The 14,373-nt window shown below is 55.4% G+C and carries 15 protein-coding genes; 8 read left to right on the top strand and 7 right to left on the bottom strand.

The features are described 5' to 3' along the window. Nucleotides 1-80 precede the first annotated feature (80 nt). The gene (locus ACFQ88_RS27440) at nt 81-284 is read left to right on the top strand and encodes a hypothetical protein (RefSeq protein ID WP_239630693.1); all 204 of its coding nucleotides are present in this window, start codon (nt 81-83) and stop codon (nt 282-284) included. A 233-nt stretch (nt 285-517) separates the two neighbouring features. Continuing rightward, nucleotides 518-790 (top strand): hypothetical protein, encoded by a 273-nt coding sequence (locus ACFQ88_RS27435; RefSeq protein WP_379459156.1) that lies wholly within the window; start codon nt 518-520, stop codon nt 788-790. Between the two features lie 37 nt (nt 791-827). Here the strand turns inward: ACFQ88_RS27435 and cidR are convergent, their stop codons facing one another. Then, complete coding sequence (gene cidR / locus ACFQ88_RS27430) at nt 828-1,718, bottom strand: cidABC operon transcriptional activator CidR (protein WP_239630691.1); 891 nt, start codon at nt 1,716-1,718, stop codon at nt 828-830. A 111-nt stretch (nt 1,719-1,829) separates the two neighbouring features. Between cidR and ACFQ88_RS27425 the strand changes: the two genes are divergently transcribed. Together ACFQ88_RS27425 and ACFQ88_RS27420 are read left to right on the top strand one after the other, a co-directional pair. Next, complete coding sequence (locus ACFQ88_RS27425; RefSeq protein ID WP_239630690.1) at nt 1,830-2,207, top strand: CidA/LrgA family protein; 378 nt, start codon at nt 1,830-1,832, stop codon at nt 2,205-2,207. Next, nucleotides 2,204-2,890: an LrgB family protein gene (locus ACFQ88_RS27420; RefSeq protein ID WP_379459153.1), complete on the top strand. Its 687-nt coding sequence runs from the start codon at nt 2,204-2,206 to the stop codon at nt 2,888-2,890. Before ACFQ88_RS27425 ends, ACFQ88_RS27420 begins: the two co-directional genes overlap by 4 nt. Nucleotides 2,891-3,290: 400 nt before the next feature. Here ACFQ88_RS27420 and ACFQ88_RS27415 read toward each other — a convergent pair whose 3' ends face one another. Further along, nucleotides 3,291-4,124, bottom strand: a complete 834-nt coding sequence (locus ACFQ88_RS27415; protein WP_379459151.1) for a helix-turn-helix domain-containing protein — start codon at nt 4,122-4,124, stop codon at nt 3,291-3,293. Nucleotides 4,125-4,247: 123 nt separating this feature from the next. Here ACFQ88_RS27415 and ACFQ88_RS27410 point away from each other — a divergent pair, with 123 nt between their 5' ends. From ACFQ88_RS27410 to ACFQ88_RS27395, 4 genes are read left to right on the top strand one after another with little or no spacing between them, the layout of a single operon-like run. Beyond that, nucleotides 4,248-5,792, top strand: coding sequence for a GMC family oxidoreductase (locus ACFQ88_RS27410; RefSeq protein ID WP_379459149.1), 1,545 nt, complete (start codon nt 4,248-4,250; stop codon nt 5,790-5,792). A gap of 21 nt (nt 5,793-5,813) precedes the next feature. After that, nucleotides 5,814-6,242 carry a gluconate 2-dehydrogenase subunit 3 family protein gene (locus ACFQ88_RS27405; protein WP_239630686.1) on the top strand — a complete coding sequence of 143 codons (429 nt, stop codon included), beginning with the start codon at nt 5,814-5,816 and terminating at the stop codon, nt 6,240-6,242. Then, nucleotides 6,187-7,161 carry a helix-turn-helix domain-containing protein gene (locus ACFQ88_RS27400; RefSeq protein ID WP_379459147.1) on the top strand — a complete coding sequence of 325 codons (975 nt, stop codon included), beginning with the start codon at nt 6,187-6,189 and terminating at the stop codon, nt 7,159-7,161. Before ACFQ88_RS27405 ends, ACFQ88_RS27400 begins: the two co-directional genes overlap by 56 nt. Further along, nucleotides 7,145-8,599 carry an aldehyde dehydrogenase gene (locus ACFQ88_RS27395; protein ID WP_379459145.1) on the top strand — a complete coding sequence of 485 codons (1,455 nt, stop codon included), beginning with the start codon at nt 7,145-7,147 and terminating at the stop codon, nt 8,597-8,599. The genes ACFQ88_RS27400 and ACFQ88_RS27395 overlap by 17 nt, the downstream gene beginning before the upstream one ends. Before the next feature lie 57 nt (nt 8,600-8,656). Here ACFQ88_RS27395 and ACFQ88_RS27390 read toward each other — a convergent pair whose 3' ends face one another. The 5 genes from ACFQ88_RS27390 to ACFQ88_RS27370 form a co-directional block, all read right to left on the bottom strand. Further along, nucleotides 8,657-9,751, bottom strand: a complete 1,095-nt coding sequence (locus tag ACFQ88_RS27390; RefSeq protein WP_379459143.1) for a Ger(x)C family spore germination protein — start codon at nt 9,749-9,751, stop codon at nt 8,657-8,659. Next, nucleotides 9,748-10,839 carry a GerAB/ArcD/ProY family transporter gene (locus ACFQ88_RS27385; protein ID WP_379459141.1) on the bottom strand — a complete coding sequence of 364 codons (1,092 nt, stop codon included), beginning with the start codon at nt 10,837-10,839 and terminating at the stop codon, nt 9,748-9,750. Before ACFQ88_RS27385 ends, ACFQ88_RS27390 begins: the two co-directional genes overlap by 4 nt. Continuing rightward, nucleotides 10,820-12,274 carry a spore germination protein gene (locus ACFQ88_RS27380; protein WP_239630681.1) on the bottom strand — a complete coding sequence of 485 codons (1,455 nt, stop codon included), beginning with the start codon at nt 12,272-12,274 and terminating at the stop codon, nt 10,820-10,822. Before ACFQ88_RS27380 ends, ACFQ88_RS27385 begins: the two co-directional genes overlap by 20 nt. A gap of 243 nt (nt 12,275-12,517) precedes the next feature. Continuing rightward, entirely contained in the window at nt 12,518-13,387 is an 870-nt protein-coding gene (locus ACFQ88_RS27375; protein ID WP_379459139.1) for a transglutaminase family protein, read from the bottom strand. Continuing rightward, a complete protein-coding gene (locus ACFQ88_RS27370) occupies nt 13,384-14,337 on the bottom strand; it encodes an alpha-E domain-containing protein (protein WP_379459137.1) in 954 nt (317 codons plus the stop codon). Before ACFQ88_RS27370 ends, ACFQ88_RS27375 begins: the two co-directional genes overlap by 4 nt. Nucleotides 14,338-14,373: the final 36 nt, after the last annotated feature.

Genomic DNA, 14,373 nt, shown 5'->3' with positions numbered 1-14,373 from the left:
TGTTTGCCAGATGCTCCTTCGCCTAAACCTCAAGGACATCCCTTTCATATGCTGTTATTACAGGATAAGGGGGATGCGCTATGGCTAAATCCAAACCGAAAGCGAAGTCAAAAACAAACGTAAAGACCTACAAGCATCGCATCGGCAAAAATCTGTATATCGTCATTAACATATCCCAGTCCGCGAATGCAAAAACAGAGCTGGGCAATGCGTTGGCAAGCAATGCGGTCAATGTTGCCGTTTTCAAAAAACAAAAAGAGGAAGCCAAAGCAAAAAAGAAATAGCGAAGCCCAAAGTTGAACGACGTTTCTATATACCGGCCATAGAGCCGGTTTTTTTGCGTTTGCTGCCGGTTGCTGCCAGCTTCGCTAAGACGACCAGCCTCCTTCTCAAGAGCGGTGCCCTGCAATACCTTTACGGTTGCCACTGAACCATCCATTTCCACTATTTGGAACACATCTGGTATAATGGTGAGATGAATGCATCCACCTTCATGCCAAAGGAGGCCGTTACCCCTATGATGTCCGTTAAGGATAGCGACAATAAAGCAGACATGGAAGCCCTTCATACCGAGTTGTGGAGCAAGCTGCAGGACCGGGACGAAGCTCATGCGAAGCAATTGCTGCAGCGCTGGATCGGCCAGCTGGACCGCCCTCCCCGCTTGAGCGTTATGGCAAGCGCTAAGGAAATCGTCTTCACCAAAGGCTTCTGGGTCGCCGTCTTCGTCGGCTGTACGCTGGCTCCCTTGCTGTTTACCTTCATTGTGTGGGCTGCCCTGCTGGTCGAGTAAAAGGAGTCCTGCAGCTGCTGCGGTCCTAGGGACAGATTCAAGTGGCAGGCTGCAGCATGCTTTTCGCAAAAGCAATCCACTCCCGGGCCGCGAACGATAGATAGCTGTCCTTGCGCCAGATCATCGCCAAATGCCACGGGATGGTCGGATCGGTCAAAGGAATCGTCCGCATCCGCTCCGGGTCGAGCTCCCGGCATATCGCCTCCGGCAGCAGCGCAATCCCCAAATTCGCCGCGACCATCTCGCTGATAAAATCCCATTGGGAGCTTTTGTACACAACATTCGGCTGAAACCCCAGCTTCTCGCATTCGTCCAAAATCCGGTCATGCAGCGCAAATTCCTCATGAAACAATAAAAAGGAGTCGTCCCTCAAATCGATGAGCGAGGCGGTCTTATGCCCGGCCAGCCGATGTGCAGGATGAACGACAAGCATCAGCCGCTGCTTGACGAAGGAAAACGACTCGAACAGGTCCTCCTTCGTAGGCAGCAGAATGACGCCGATGTCCAGCTCTCCCGCCCCTACGTCCGCCTCCACCTTTTTCGACCCGTGCTCGAACAGCTGCAGCGTAATGCCGGGAAATTGCTCGCGGAACCGTCCGATCACTTTGGGGAAAAAGCTCGCTCCCACCATCGGCGGCAAGCCGATCCGGATCCGCCCCCTTCTCGCCTGCATCAGCTCATCCAAATGCGCCGTCATCGTATCGAACGACTGTACCATATGCTGTGCCTGTCCGAGCAAAACCATCCCTGCATCCGTCAGCTCGATCCGCTTGCCGAGCCGCTCGAACAGCAGAACGCCCAGCTCGTCCTCGAGATTTTTGATCATTTTGCTGATGGTCGGCTGTGTAATATAGAGCGCCTGCGCGGCTTTCGTGAAGCTCTTCCACCGGGCAACCTCTACAAAATATTGCAAATGCCGCATATCCATACGGGGAGCCCCCTTTGATCCATAGACAAATGGAATGAAAAACATTCTGTATATGTATTTTACCTATGAAAGAAGCTGCTGTACACTTTCCTATGAAAGGGGCTGGCAGCCATGCAAAAAGCTTTGAACATCATAGCGCAAATTGCGCTGTTAATTATATTCTCCTGGGCGATGAACCTACTTATCGCCTGGCTTCATCTGCCGATTCCCGGCAGCATTCTTGGCATGCTCGTCTTGTTCGTGCTGCTGCAAACGAAAATAGTGCGCAGCGAATGGCTCGAGGCCGGCTCGAACTGGCTGATCGCCGAGCTGCTGCTGTTTTTCGTCTCCCCTGCCGTCGGCATCATCGGTTACCGCCAGCTGCTCGTCAGCGACGGCTGGCGGATTGCGCTTATCGTTGCCCTCGGTACGATTGTGGTCATGATGAGCAGCGGCTGGGTAGCGCAAGCCATAGCCGCAGCCAGACGTAAGGAGAGTGCCCGTCCATGATCATCGGCGCGTTGAGCTTTCTTGCCACCGTCATTATTTATATTGCAGCCAAAAGGCTCCACCGATTCAAGCCGTCGCTGCTGCTGTCGCCTATCATCGTGACGCCTGCGGTACTCGTCATTCTGCTTCTGGCGACGGGCACTTCCTTTGAATCCTACAATACCGGTGCTCATTGGCTGTCCGATATGCTGCAGCCGGCGACCATCGCGTTTGCCATTCCGCTATCCAAGCATTTTGCGCTCATCAAAAAACACGCTGCCGAAATTCTGGTCAGCGTGCTGTCAGGCTCGGCAGTGGCCGTCGCCTCTTCCGTATGGATGGCCCGTGCTTTGCAGCTTAACGATCAGCTTGCGTTCAGTCTGCTCCCGCATTCGGTTACCACGCCGATTGCCATGAACGTCTCCCAGTCCATCGGAGGCATCCCGACCATTACGGCTGTAGCTGTAATGATGACGGGCATCTTCGGCTCCATCGTAGGCCCTTATGTCATCCGGATGTGCAACATCCGCGGCGATATCGCCCGCGGCGTGCTGCTCGGTACGAGCGCTCATGGAGCCGGCACGTCCAAAGCCTTCGAGTTCAGCAGCGTTTCCGGGACCGTATCCAGCATCTCGATGATCCTCGCGGCTGTCATTACGCTGTTCGTCACGCCATGGATATTGGCCGCAGCTGCCGGTATTTAAAACATAAACTTTAGTTCCAATATTAAGAAACCATTTCCTCTGTTGCAAAGACGAACGGCACCGCCTTGATTTATGATGGCCTTGTATCGGCTTCTCGCGAAGCATCGATTATGGGCCCATAATCGTTTGCCGGGCGCCGTTCGCCGTCTTGGCGGACCGCCTCCTGATCTTAGAAAGCCGCAATTCCTCTCTTCTGCCGGGGCCGGGGCCGGGGCCGGGGCCGAGTCCTGCTAATAGCTAACAGCTAACGGTTCCCTAGCGGCCAAACAACGCTCGGCTGGCACGGCAGCACTCCTTAGAGCAACACGGACGCATGACGTATTGGTTTTACAGCAGCCCAGCAGCTTCATCATGCATTTTCTGCTTCCGGTCATTCTGCTCCCCGGCATCCCTGATACCGTCATCCGCTTCTGTCGGGCTCTTGCATTTTATGCAGCGTTCGATATTTGTTCGGCGGCATTTGAACCGCATCTTTGAAGATGCGATAAAATGTGGAAACGGTTTCAAATCCGAGTTCAAAGCAAATGGACGCGATGTCCTTGTCCGTCTCGGCCAGCATTTGCTTCGCCATGCCGATGCGGATATCGGTCAAATATTGCATGGGAGTCAAGCTGTATTGCTCCTTGAAAATGTTGTTGATGTAGCGCAGACTGATCCCTTGCTTGGCGGCGATATCGCCGGCGTTCACAATCTCAAAGTAATGAGTATCGATATAATGGCGAATGCGCTCCGCTCTCAGGCTGTTGGCATCCGTCGCCTGCTGCATATGCAGCGAACGGGCCAGCACGATCAGCAGCTCGGACAAAATAATTTTCATCGCAATAGCGCCCAGCTTGCCTGCGCTCGACTGCTCGTACAGCATTTTGCGCAGCAACTGCCTAAGCTCGCCGCCGGTTAACGGATTCGGCTTGCCCAATTGCGACATCCCGAAATACGGATGCAGCAGCTCTTGCCTCATAGGCGTATCGAAGATCCTTTCATCAAAAGCAAGCACAAGCACGGTCAGCCTCGAATCGGATACGATCGCGTGCTCCGAATTCGGCACGATTACGGCGACCCGGTCTTGACTGTACTCGGAGCTTTTTCCATTCAACGTAATCTTGCCCTGACCTTCCAACGCATACAAAATCTGATGCACTTGATGATGATGGGGTTTTACCACATCGCCGTCGACATGTTGAAATTCATACATCAGCATTCCCTCAGCCGGTAATTCGATCCACTGCAAGCTCATATGGAATTAACTCCCAAATATTCAAATATGCTGCCTAATGCTTATTGTCATTATATGCCGTCCATCCGTTCCATAACAAGTGCAAACACTTAAATCCAGCTTATTGGGAAAGGGGTTCAACAGATGCCAACACAGCCTGTCGATGTCATCGTCGTCGGCTCCGGAGCCTGCGGCGGACTCGTCGCCAAGGAGCTGGCCGAGCATGGCTTCTCCGTTACCGTTATCGAAGCAGGTAAGCGGTTCCAACCGGATCGGGACTTCGCCAATGCGGAAGCGAATCATGCCCGAATCCAATGGACCGAGCCCCGCGTATACGCCGGCAAGCACCAGGTCGTGCCCAAGACCGGCATCGGCGTCGGCGGGGGCACGCTCACCTGGCTCGGCGTCATGCCGCGGTTCCATCCGGAGGATTTCCGCACCTACAGTCTGGAGGGCGTAGGGGCGGACTGGCCGATCGGCTACGAGGACCTGGCGCCTTACTACGCCAAGGTTGAGCGTGATTTCGGCGTCGCCGGCGACTGCGGGCCGTACGCGCCCGAGCCGTACACGCTGCCGATGCCGGCGCACCGCTTCAGCTGGCACGCGCAGGTGCTCGCCCGGGGCGCGCACAAGGCCGGGGCGCAGCCGTTCGCGCCGCCCATCGCCGTGAACTCCGTCGAGTACGACGGGCGTCCCGCCTGTACGTACTGCGGCTGGTGTGCCGCCGGCTGCCCGACGGAGGCTAAGGCGACGAGCCAGGGCACGTACCTGGCGAAGGCGGAAGCCGCCGGTGTGCGAGTGATCAGCGAGGCGTTCGTGCATCGCGTCAATTACGACGCCGCCGCCGGCCGGGTAACGGGCGTCCTGTACCTGGACGCCGAAGGCAACGAGCGCGAGCTAACGGCGCGGCTCGTGATATTGGCGGCTCACGCGGTCGAAACGCCGCGCTTGCTGCTGCTGTCGGCCTGCCCGAGCTTCCCGGACGGGCTGGCCAATTCGAGCGGCGCCGTCGGCAAGTATATGCTCAGCCATCCGACATGGCAAGTCTTCGGCACCTTCGACGAGCCTGTCAATGCCTATAAGGGCATTCAGATGGGACAGGTGATGGTGCAGGATTATTACAAGCCGGATGCGCGCAACGATTATGCCCGAGGCTTCATCCTGCTGTCCTATATGATGACGCCGGTCACCTACGCAACCTTGAGCGGCGACTTCGTAGGAGCGGAGCTCAAGCAATTTCTGAAGGACTACCCGTACACGGCCGCCTGGTGGGCTCATGCCGAAGGGCTGCCGAGCGAGCATAATACGGTGACGCTGGACCCTGACGTGAAGGATCACCGCGGGCTTCCAGCCGCCAGAGTCGCCATCGAGTGGCTGGATAACGATATCAAGCTGGCCGGCGCGGCGCGAGATAAGGCCGTCGAGCTGATGGAGGCTTCCGGCGCACGCAAGGTGCGCGTAGGCCTGAACTACGGAGCCCATGCTATGGGCACCTGCCGGATGGGCAGCGACCCGGACTCCTCCGTGGTCAACGAATTTTGCCAGTCGCACGATATACCGAACCTGTTCATCTGCGACACGAGCGTATTCGTCACCGGCAGCGGGCTGAACCCTACGCTGACCGCGATGGCGATCGCGAGCCGCGCTGTCGATTATATCGCCGCCAATGCGCGGCAGGGGCAATGGTAACCCAGGAAGGAGAGCCGACCAATGAGTACGCAATACTTAAGCGAGGCGGAGCAGGCCAAGCTGCTCGCCCTATTGGCTAACGGCGTTATCCCCGCCGACGAGACGGATCGAGGCGCAGCGGAGGCGGATGCCGGCGCCGTATTAGCCGCGAGAATCGCACAAGGCGTTCACGCGAAGCTCTATTCATTAGGATTGGATGCCGCATGCACAGCAGCCCAAACGCAGTTCGGCAAGCCGCTCGATCAGCTCGAGCCAGGGCAGATCCATGAAGTGCTGCTCGCGCTAAAGGCCACCGTCCCCGGCTTCTACAAACAGCTGCGGGGCGATGTGACCTCGCTGTACTTGAACACTCCCGGCGTATGGGAACGGATCGGCTTCCCGGGGGCTTCGGCCCATGCGGGCGGATATCCCGATTTCGACCAGCCCCAGCAGGACCGCCGTAAAGGCTAAATCCGGTCCCGGCAGCCGTATAAAGTACAAGGTTCCGGACGCTCTCTGCCGGCAAGGAGCGGACGCAAAACCGCAAGGGGTGGATCGGCTCATGCTTGGCATCCGTTTATATGAAATCCGGCATAGCGACGGCGACGTCATGACGGAGCACCATCATGACATCCATCAAATATTGTACGCGCTCGACGGCTTCGGCCAAGTAACGCTGGACGGGGTGAGCTCCGATTTCGAGCGCGGCAGCGGCGTCGTCATCGTGCCTCATTGTCCTCATTCCATCGTCTCCGCCGCCAACTTAACGGTGCTCGTTCTCGAATTTGACGAGCAGCTGCTGGAGCAAGACGTCCGACACCGGCTGCTCCATATGGAGTTTGCCGGCTCCAGGCTCGTCAAGCTTCACGGGTTCGGGGACAACGAACTGCGGCAGCTGACGCGCAAAATGCTGTTCGAGCAAACCCGCAGCGCGCTCCTTCACAAGCTCGCTATCGGAACCTGCCTGGCGGAGCTGCTTCTCCTTCTCGCGCGGTGCCAACCGGTCTCCGGCATGAACGGCATGCGGGCGGAGAAGCTGCGCGACTATATCGATACGCATTACTATACCATAGCGAATCCCGGCGACTTGTCCGCCAGACTCGGCGTCAGCGCCCGCCATTTGAATAACATTTTCAAAGAACGGTATCACATGACGCCGCTGCAATATGTAACCGAGGTTCGAATGCGTCTTGCGAAGCAGCTGCTTGCGGAAACGGATAAAGACATTGCTTCCATCTGTTTCGAGCTCGGCTTCGAGACGCTGTCCACCTTTTACAGAACGTTCAAAGGAGCCTTACAGATGACGCCGAACGGCTACCGCAAGCTGTACCGTACCGGCTGCGCCACACCCAATCCAAAGGAGGAGCTAATCCATGGAAACGATTGTTAAAGGTATGGATTGTCTGCATTTCATCGACGGGAAGTATGTCCACTCCCAGGAGCCGAAGACGTTCGCCAATATCAACCCGGCGACGGAAGAGATTCTCGGCCAGGTGGCCGAAGGCGGCAAGACCGAGGTGGATCTCGCCGTGGAAGCGGCCAAGCGCGCGTTTCACGGAGGCTGGAAGCAGTCCAAAATCAGCGAGCGGGCGGCCATTCTCCGCAAGATCGGCGACCTGATTCTGGCGAGAAAAGATGAGCTCGCCATGCTCGAGACGCTGGATACCGGCAAGCCGCTCTGGCTGTCAACGAACGTAGACATTCCGCGCGCCGCGGGGAGCTACCACTTCTACGCCAACTTCATCTCGACAATGGGGACGGACGCCTACCCAATGGAGGTCGGCGCGATGAACTTCGTCGTGCGCCGTCCGCTCGGCGTCGTCGGCATGATCAATCCTTGGAACCTGCCTCTGCTGCTGCTGAGCGCGAAGCTGGCGCCCTGCCTCGCCATGGGCAACACCGTCGTCCTGAAGCCCGCGAGGTGGACGCCGATGACCGCCACGCTGCTCGGCGAAATATGCCAGGAAGCCGGTCTGCCCGACGGCGTCATCAACATCGTCAACGGCGCCGGCCGCACCGTCGGAGAAGCAATGTCCGAGCATCCGGACATACGCGCCATCGCTTTCACCGGAGAGACGACGACCGGGAAAAGCATTATGAAAGCAGGCGCGGCAAGCCTGAAACGGGTCTCCTTCGAGCTCGGCGGCAAGAACCCGAACATTATCTTCGCCGACTGCGACCTGGACGAAGTGGTGGACACCTCGCTTCGCAGCAGCTTTATCAACCAGGGCGCCGTCTGCCTGTGCGGCTCTCGCATCTATGTGCAGCGGCCGATCTACGATGAATTTCTGGAGAAATTCATCGCCCGCACCCGCCAGCAGGTGGTGGGTGACCCGCTGCAGCCGAATACGAACATCGGCGCATTGATCAGCGAGCAGCATTACGAGCGCGTGCTGCAATACATTCAGTCGGCCCGTGAGGACGGCTGCGTCATCGAGACCGGCGGCGGACGCGCCAACGTCTCGGAACGGGGCTTTTACGTCGAGCCGACGATCATTACCGGCGTGAACGACGATTGCCGCGTCATCAATGAGGAAATATTCGGCCCCGTAGTGACGGTACAGCCGTTTGATACCGAAGAAGAGGTTATCGGCTATGCCAACGATACGCATTACGGCCTAAGCGCCTCCGTCTGGACTAAGGACAGCAGCCGAGCCTTCCGCGTAGCGCATCAGATCGAAGCCGGACTCACCTGGGTGAACACCTGGTTCCTTCGCGATCCGCGAACGCCGTACGGCGGCGAGAAGCAGAGCGGCATCGGCCGGCAGGGCGGGATGTTCAGCCTCGACTTCTACAGCGAAGTATCGAACATTTGCATCAAATACTAGCATAGCCTAAAAGCCGCCTCCCCTTATTGCCGTGAGAGGCGGCTTTTTCCCTGCCGCTCAATAGATAATTCCCGGTCTGGCTATTTCCACCATAACGCTCGGCTGAATCTTAATATGCGGATAGGTACGGTTCCAATCGGTCTTTTTCCAATAATCGTGATGGAAAGCAATAAGCCTTCGGCCTATGCCGAATATGTCGCAATTGGCCTGCTGTAGTCTCCTTATGACCTCTTGAGCATTTCGGTTCAGCTCTTTGGTTATCCGGGCATTCAACTGCTCAACCCTTTCCCGATCCACCAAATGGTCTTCCGCAAACTCCTCTACCTTCACCTTCAGCTGCAAATCGATATTGGCAAAGACCTCGTCGCCCTCCATCCACACCTGAAGATTTCGCTTGATCTGGAACACCTGGAAGGTCATGAAGCTTCCTGTTTTGCCCGATGTCCCTGCAGGCACCGTGATAGCAGCCCGCTTCCCCATCTGATTGGCCAGCAGCAGGCAAATGATCGCATCACGCCCTTCGAGCGCGCCTGTCATCGTCTGACTGTTAAATAAAGCAATCCCCGTCACAACGGCCCCCTCCGTCCCATGCTCAATATAAGGCAGGACAAAGTCTTGCCCGGGATCAAACATGGTCGTACAGATGGATTGAATATTGACGTTGGGTACAAGTGACGCTGTTTCGGCGCTGACAATTTGCTTATCGAGGTTCAAAATCAGATTCGGCTTGATTTCGTACTCCTTTTTCATAAATGCTTCGGCCCGTCCCTTTACGACGGCGATTTTGGCGTTGAGCGCGCTTTTCGGATCACGGTAAAACACATCGAGAATCGTATAGATCTTCTTTGTCGCCATCTCCTCGCCGATCAGCACGAACCGGTTTTTGGACCCGTCCGGCACCAGATTCAATCTTTTCCCCAGATTTAATCTGGTTTCCCGGGCTGTATGCCCCGTTACCGAGATGACCTGCGGCGTGTTTTTTTGGTTCGTCACGTCGGGCAGCACGAAGGTATCCAGTATATTTCCATCAGCATCCTCATCAATGCCTAGCCCGATAATAAGCCGAACATCCTTTAGCAGCGTCTGATCCCAGCATCCGGTAACCAGACTAAGAGAGATCAGACCGATAACGACAGGGCAGCCTCGTCTCATCCCCCCACCTTCCTTCTCCCCCTAATGCCGCTTACGGTGAGCATCAGTAAAGGTAATATATAAATAAACACGATAGTCACGTCCGCAAAGAAATTATTCACATCCTGGATGAGAAGATAGTTATGGGAATACCAGGCCAAAACCGAGCAGACGACTACCACAACCAGCGTGACTTTGGACGTATTGCTCACCTTCAACAGCTTGCTCAAGCTGACGGATGCGAGGAACATGTAGCTCACGATAGACGTCATGACGATCACTACCCATATCGACAGAAACAACAGATCGGTCCGCTCCACAATTCGGAACGAGAATGTTTTGAGCATATACAGCACAGGCTCAGGGATGAGCTTGAGCTCCTCCGGGCTGTAAAAGATGAAACACGACAAGGTAACCAGCAGGTAGAACAGAATAACGAAGCTATAGGATAAGATCATGCATTTCAAAATGTCTTTGCTGTTCCCCTTAATGTGGGGGTATGCGACGAACAGCAGCTCGAACCCGGCCAATGTAATTACGGCCTCCTTAATTCCCCTCCAAATATTCTCCATACCGGATTGACCTACCGGCAAAATATAAAGCATATTTCCTTCGGATATCGGGAAAAAGACCAGCACGATGAGTACGAGTAAAAGTACCGAGATCATTACGTCAAATCGGGCGATGACACGAAGCCGTTCTTTGGCCAAATAATAGCTGGTGACCGCCATTAATGCGACAATGACCCATTTGGGCGTCGTGGGAAAAATCCATGCATTAATAATCCGGGTATAATTCATCAGGACTATACTGGCTATGCCCATAAAGTAGCCTATATACAATGCGCTGATCAAATTACCCGCCAATTTCCCAACCAACCGAGGGAGGATTTCGACCAGCATCTGGCCGGGGTATTTCCTGCATACCATCCATACCAAAACAACCGCGATTTGCGTAATCAGGCCCGCCAGGAGCATGGATATCCAGCCGTCTATGGAAGCCTTGGAATGCAGGTTGTAAGGGAGCGTTAGCGCCCCCTCACCAATCGCCGTCTGGACGGTAAAGAAGCCGAGCTGCGCGACCGATATTTTATTTTTTTCGGCGATCATGCTTTTCCCACCCTCTAGAGAACAATTGACGCAGCATTTTATTGGGGAGGCTGTCCGACGGGCGCGTATTCATCAGCCATAAGGGCATACGGATGACGGAATCTTTCAGACCCTTCCATCGGAAAGGAGCAATCGGATAAAAATACGGAGTCCCGAAGCTTTCGAGCTTGCACAAATGAATCATTATAAAAGCGAAACCGAATGTAATGCCGAGCAGCCCGAACGTCGCAGCCAGCACCATCAGCGGGAACCGCAAAATGCGCACCGTTTCCCTGAACTCATAGGAAGGGACGACAAAAGAAGCGATGGCTGTGGATGCTACCACAATGATCATGATGTTGGAGACAAGTCCCGCCCTCACGATGGCTTCTCCGATGACAAGTCCTCCTACGATGCCGATGGTTTGGCCGACGGCCGTATGCAGGCGAAGACCGGCTTCTCTCAGCAGCTCTATGGTTAATTCCATCAGCAGGGCCTCAATAATAGGCGGGAAAGGAATTTCCAGAACGGCGCTCTGCATAGGCAAAATCAATTCATTCGGGATCGTCTCGAAATGAAAGCTGACTACGGCTATATATAAGGCAGGCAGGGTCACCGCAATTAGAAAGCTCGATATTCGCAGCATCCGGAAGAAGCTGCCGTTAAGCCAGCGGATGTTGTAATCGTCCGGAGACTGATAAAAGGCGAAGAAGCTTACAGGAAGCAGCAGCGCCTTGGCCGAGCCTTCCGCCAGCAGTGCCACTCTCCCTTCCATCAGGTTTGCCGTGACCCTGTCCACCCTCTCCGTGCTTACGGTTTGCGGGAACGGAGAGAGCGGCGTGTCCTCGATAAACTGCTCGATAAAGCCGATCGACGAGACATGGTCAATTCGGATAGAGGCAATCCGCAATTCCACCTCCGACAGCAGCTCTTTGTTGGCCAGCGTTTCCATATACAGCATCGCCAGCCTTGTATTCGATTCCATACCGACGCTCATATAGCGAATCATCAAATCTTTCGATACGACTTTTTTGCGGATCAAGTGGAGATTCGTGTCCAGCCTCTCGATAAAGCCCTCGTGGGAGTCCCCGTATACTTTCTCGTTAACGGGCTCCGTCACGCTTCTTTCAATAGAAGAGGACGTATCCAGCAGGTAGGCGTCATCCATTCCGTCCACAACTACTACGCATTTGCCTATCAAGAGCGCCTCAACCGCATGCTCCAGTGAATCGGTCATTTGCAGCAGCCCCGGAGGCAATACATCCGTTATTTGCCTGTCCTGATTTCGCAGCAGCGGCTGGATGAGCTGCTCATCCAGCTTTTGATGACTGGTCAACGTAAGCAGGTAAATAATGTCAATCAGTTGTTGACGCCTATGCAACGTATGTATTTTCAAATCCTCGGTTCCATTGAACACGGCAAGGAAATATTCCCGCATGTCTTGCAAGGAAGACATCAGCTGCCACCTCCTGTACCCGTAAATTCGTCATCCGCTGTTTGTTCCAGAATCCTTCGGGAGCAAATAATAACCAAAATCCTCCTTGTACGGTAGTTTGCTCTTGAACCCCACGTAGTTATTCAAGCCGGGCACGGACGAATGAACGGTCCGCTTCAAGCTGCGAAAAAAAAGGATAAAAGACGCGGATCGACACACCCGCTCTTTTATCCCTCATTATAGCTTGTGACGACGGCACAAAGCTCACGCCTCAAGCAGCCGTACGTCCACCTTCACCTCAAGCTGCTGACGGCCCGAGCCGCGGTAGACGCCTTTGACCGGGACGATGTCCTGATAATCCCGGCCATGGCCCAGCTTCACATAACGCCAATCGACCTCCGAATTGTTGGTCGGGTCGAAGCCGAGCCAGCCGGTGCCCGGTACGTGCACCTCGACCCACGCATGGGAAGCCTGCTCGAAATCGGCGCTGCCGCCTTGCAGATCGCCGACAAAATGGTAGCCGCTTACATATCGCGAAGGCAGCCCCAGACTGCGGCAGACCGCTATCATCAGATGCGCGTAATCCTGGCATACGCCCCTACGCAGCTTCAGCGCATCGTTAACGGTAGTGAACACGTCGGTAGCCGCAGGATCATACGTGAAGTCGGCATGAATGCCTTGCGACAGCGTTCTCGTCCATGCCAGCAAGCCCGCGCCGGTAAACGGATATTTCATTGCGTACTGGCGTACCTCCTCCGTTATTTGCGTATACGCCGTCGGCAGCAAAAACTCAATGTAGCGGTCCTGCAGCGGGTCGCTGTGCAGCAGATTCAGCTCTTCCTCCGCCGTAAGCGCCGATACCGGTCCTTCGCCCGGCTTGCGGTCCAGCGTGACGACTGTAGCTTTGGTCTTGATCACAAGCTCCCGGTGAGCCTTGTTGACCGAAAAGGCATGAACCCGGTTGCCGAAATAATCCTCATAGGTCAATAAGGAAGCGGCCGGCTCTATCGACACTTCATGATGATAGCACGACTGGCGGTAATTGGTCCGTGGTGTCAGCCGCAGCTCATTGACACTGTCCGTAGCCGGGTCCTCGTAGCGGTAGCGCGTCACGTGACAGATCTCGATCTTCATGCGCCGACCTCCTCGAGGTGAAAAAAGGCCGCGGCCATCGCCCTCCCCAGCTTGCCGCAGGACTGCATCAAGCCGTCGAGCAGCGGCTGAACCAGAGGCAGCGCCATGTCCTCGCGCTCCAGGCAGGCCAAATCCGCCTTCAGCTTGCCGGCCTGCCGGATCGCCTTATCCCGCGGGCCGTTCAGATCGAAGGAGGCGAGCTCCATCTGCCCCATATGCTCCTCCAGCCGCTCGAAGGAGAATTGGATCGACCGCGGAAATTCGGCGTTGCCGATGAGAAATTCCATGATCGGCTCCACGGTGACTTTGTCCGCGTAATATTTGCGAAACGTCTGGTAGCCGCTGACCGATTTCAGCACCGCCAGCAAATACGGGTATGCCGGCGCCTGATCCTCGCGAATCGCTCCAAGCACCGATTGCAATATGCGCACCGTATTTTCCGCCCGCTCCAGATAGCGCCCGCTCTCCATGAAATGCCACTCGTTTTCTCTTGGCATCACAGACTGCTGGACTCCATAGAACATGGCCGAGCGCTCCTTGATTTGCTTATAGAACGGATGCGGCGATTCCTGCAGTATATCATCCACCTGCTTCTCGCCAAGCCATAAGTAGAAGGCGTTCAGTACCTCCCACAGCTCGCTCGGCAGCTTCTCCCGCAGCGTCCGCAAGTTGCCCCGCGCCTGGCTGACGCAGGAGAACAACGAATTGGTATAGCCGCGGTCGAGCGTAATGAAGGAGAGCACATCCTTTTGCGTAAACAGATCGAATTGCTGCAAATAATCCGTCCGTGCTCCCAAAGTATCTATGAGACGCTCCCATTTATTCGCCTCATTGTCGAAATCGCCCTCGTGCTGAATATGGTAATGAACATCGATCAGTCTCGCATGATTTTCCGCTCTCTCGATATACCGTCCGACCCAAAACAATGCTTCTGCGTTACGATTCAGCATACGGAGTCTCCCTTCCCGTTATCGCCATAGTACATA

This window comes from Paenibacillus sp. NPDC056579, assembly GCF_042793215.1.
Lineage (GTDB): Bacteria > Bacillota > Bacilli > Paenibacillales > NBRC-103111 > Paenibacillus_S.
This window is presented reverse-complemented; position numbering and strand designations above follow the sequence as displayed.

Bases quoted from the DNA above. Each gene is read 5' to 3' on its own strand.
- ACFQ88_RS27440 (WP_239630693.1), top strand. From the start codon at position 81: ATGGCTAAATCCAAACCGAAAGCGAAGTCAAAAACAAACGTAAAGACC.
- ACFQ88_RS27435 (WP_379459156.1), top strand. From the start codon at position 518: ATGATGTCCGTTAAGGATAGCGACAATAAAGCAGACATGGAAGCCCTT.
- cidR (WP_239630691.1), bottom strand. From the start codon at position 1,718: ATGGATATGCGGCATTTGCAATATTTTGTAGAGGTTGCCCGGTGGAAG.
- ACFQ88_RS27425 (WP_239630690.1), top strand. From the start codon at position 1,830: ATGCAAAAAGCTTTGAACATCATAGCGCAAATTGCGCTGTTAATTATA.
- ACFQ88_RS27420 (WP_379459153.1), top strand. From the start codon at position 2,204: ATGATCATCGGCGCGTTGAGCTTTCTTGCCACCGTCATTATTTATATT.
- ACFQ88_RS27415 (WP_379459151.1), bottom strand. From the start codon at position 4,124: ATGAGCTTGCAGTGGATCGAATTACCGGCTGAGGGAATGCTGATGTAT.
- ACFQ88_RS27410 (WP_379459149.1), top strand. From the start codon at position 4,248: ATGCCAACACAGCCTGTCGATGTCATCGTCGTCGGCTCCGGAGCCTGC.
- ACFQ88_RS27405 (WP_239630686.1), top strand. From the start codon at position 5,814: ATGAGTACGCAATACTTAAGCGAGGCGGAGCAGGCCAAGCTGCTCGCC.
- ACFQ88_RS27400 (WP_379459147.1), top strand. From the start codon at position 6,187: ATGCGGGCGGATATCCCGATTTCGACCAGCCCCAGCAGGACCGCCGTA.
- ACFQ88_RS27395 (WP_379459145.1), top strand. From the start codon at position 7,145: ATGGAAACGATTGTTAAAGGTATGGATTGTCTGCATTTCATCGACGGG.
- ACFQ88_RS27390 (WP_379459143.1), bottom strand. From the start codon at position 9,751: ATGAGACGAGGCTGCCCTGTCGTTATCGGTCTGATCTCTCTTAGTCTG.
- ACFQ88_RS27385 (WP_379459141.1), bottom strand. From the start codon at position 10,839: ATGATCGCCGAAAAAAATAAAATATCGGTCGCGCAGCTCGGCTTCTTT.
- ACFQ88_RS27380 (WP_239630681.1), bottom strand. From the start codon at position 12,274: ATGTCTTCCTTGCAAGACATGCGGGAATATTTCCTTGCCGTGTTCAAT.
- ACFQ88_RS27375 (WP_379459139.1), bottom strand. From the start codon at position 13,387: ATGAAGATCGAGATCTGTCACGTGACGCGCTACCGCTACGAGGACCCG.
- ACFQ88_RS27370 (WP_379459137.1), bottom strand. From the start codon at position 14,337: ATGCTGAATCGTAACGCAGAAGCATTGTTTTGGGTCGGACGGTATATC.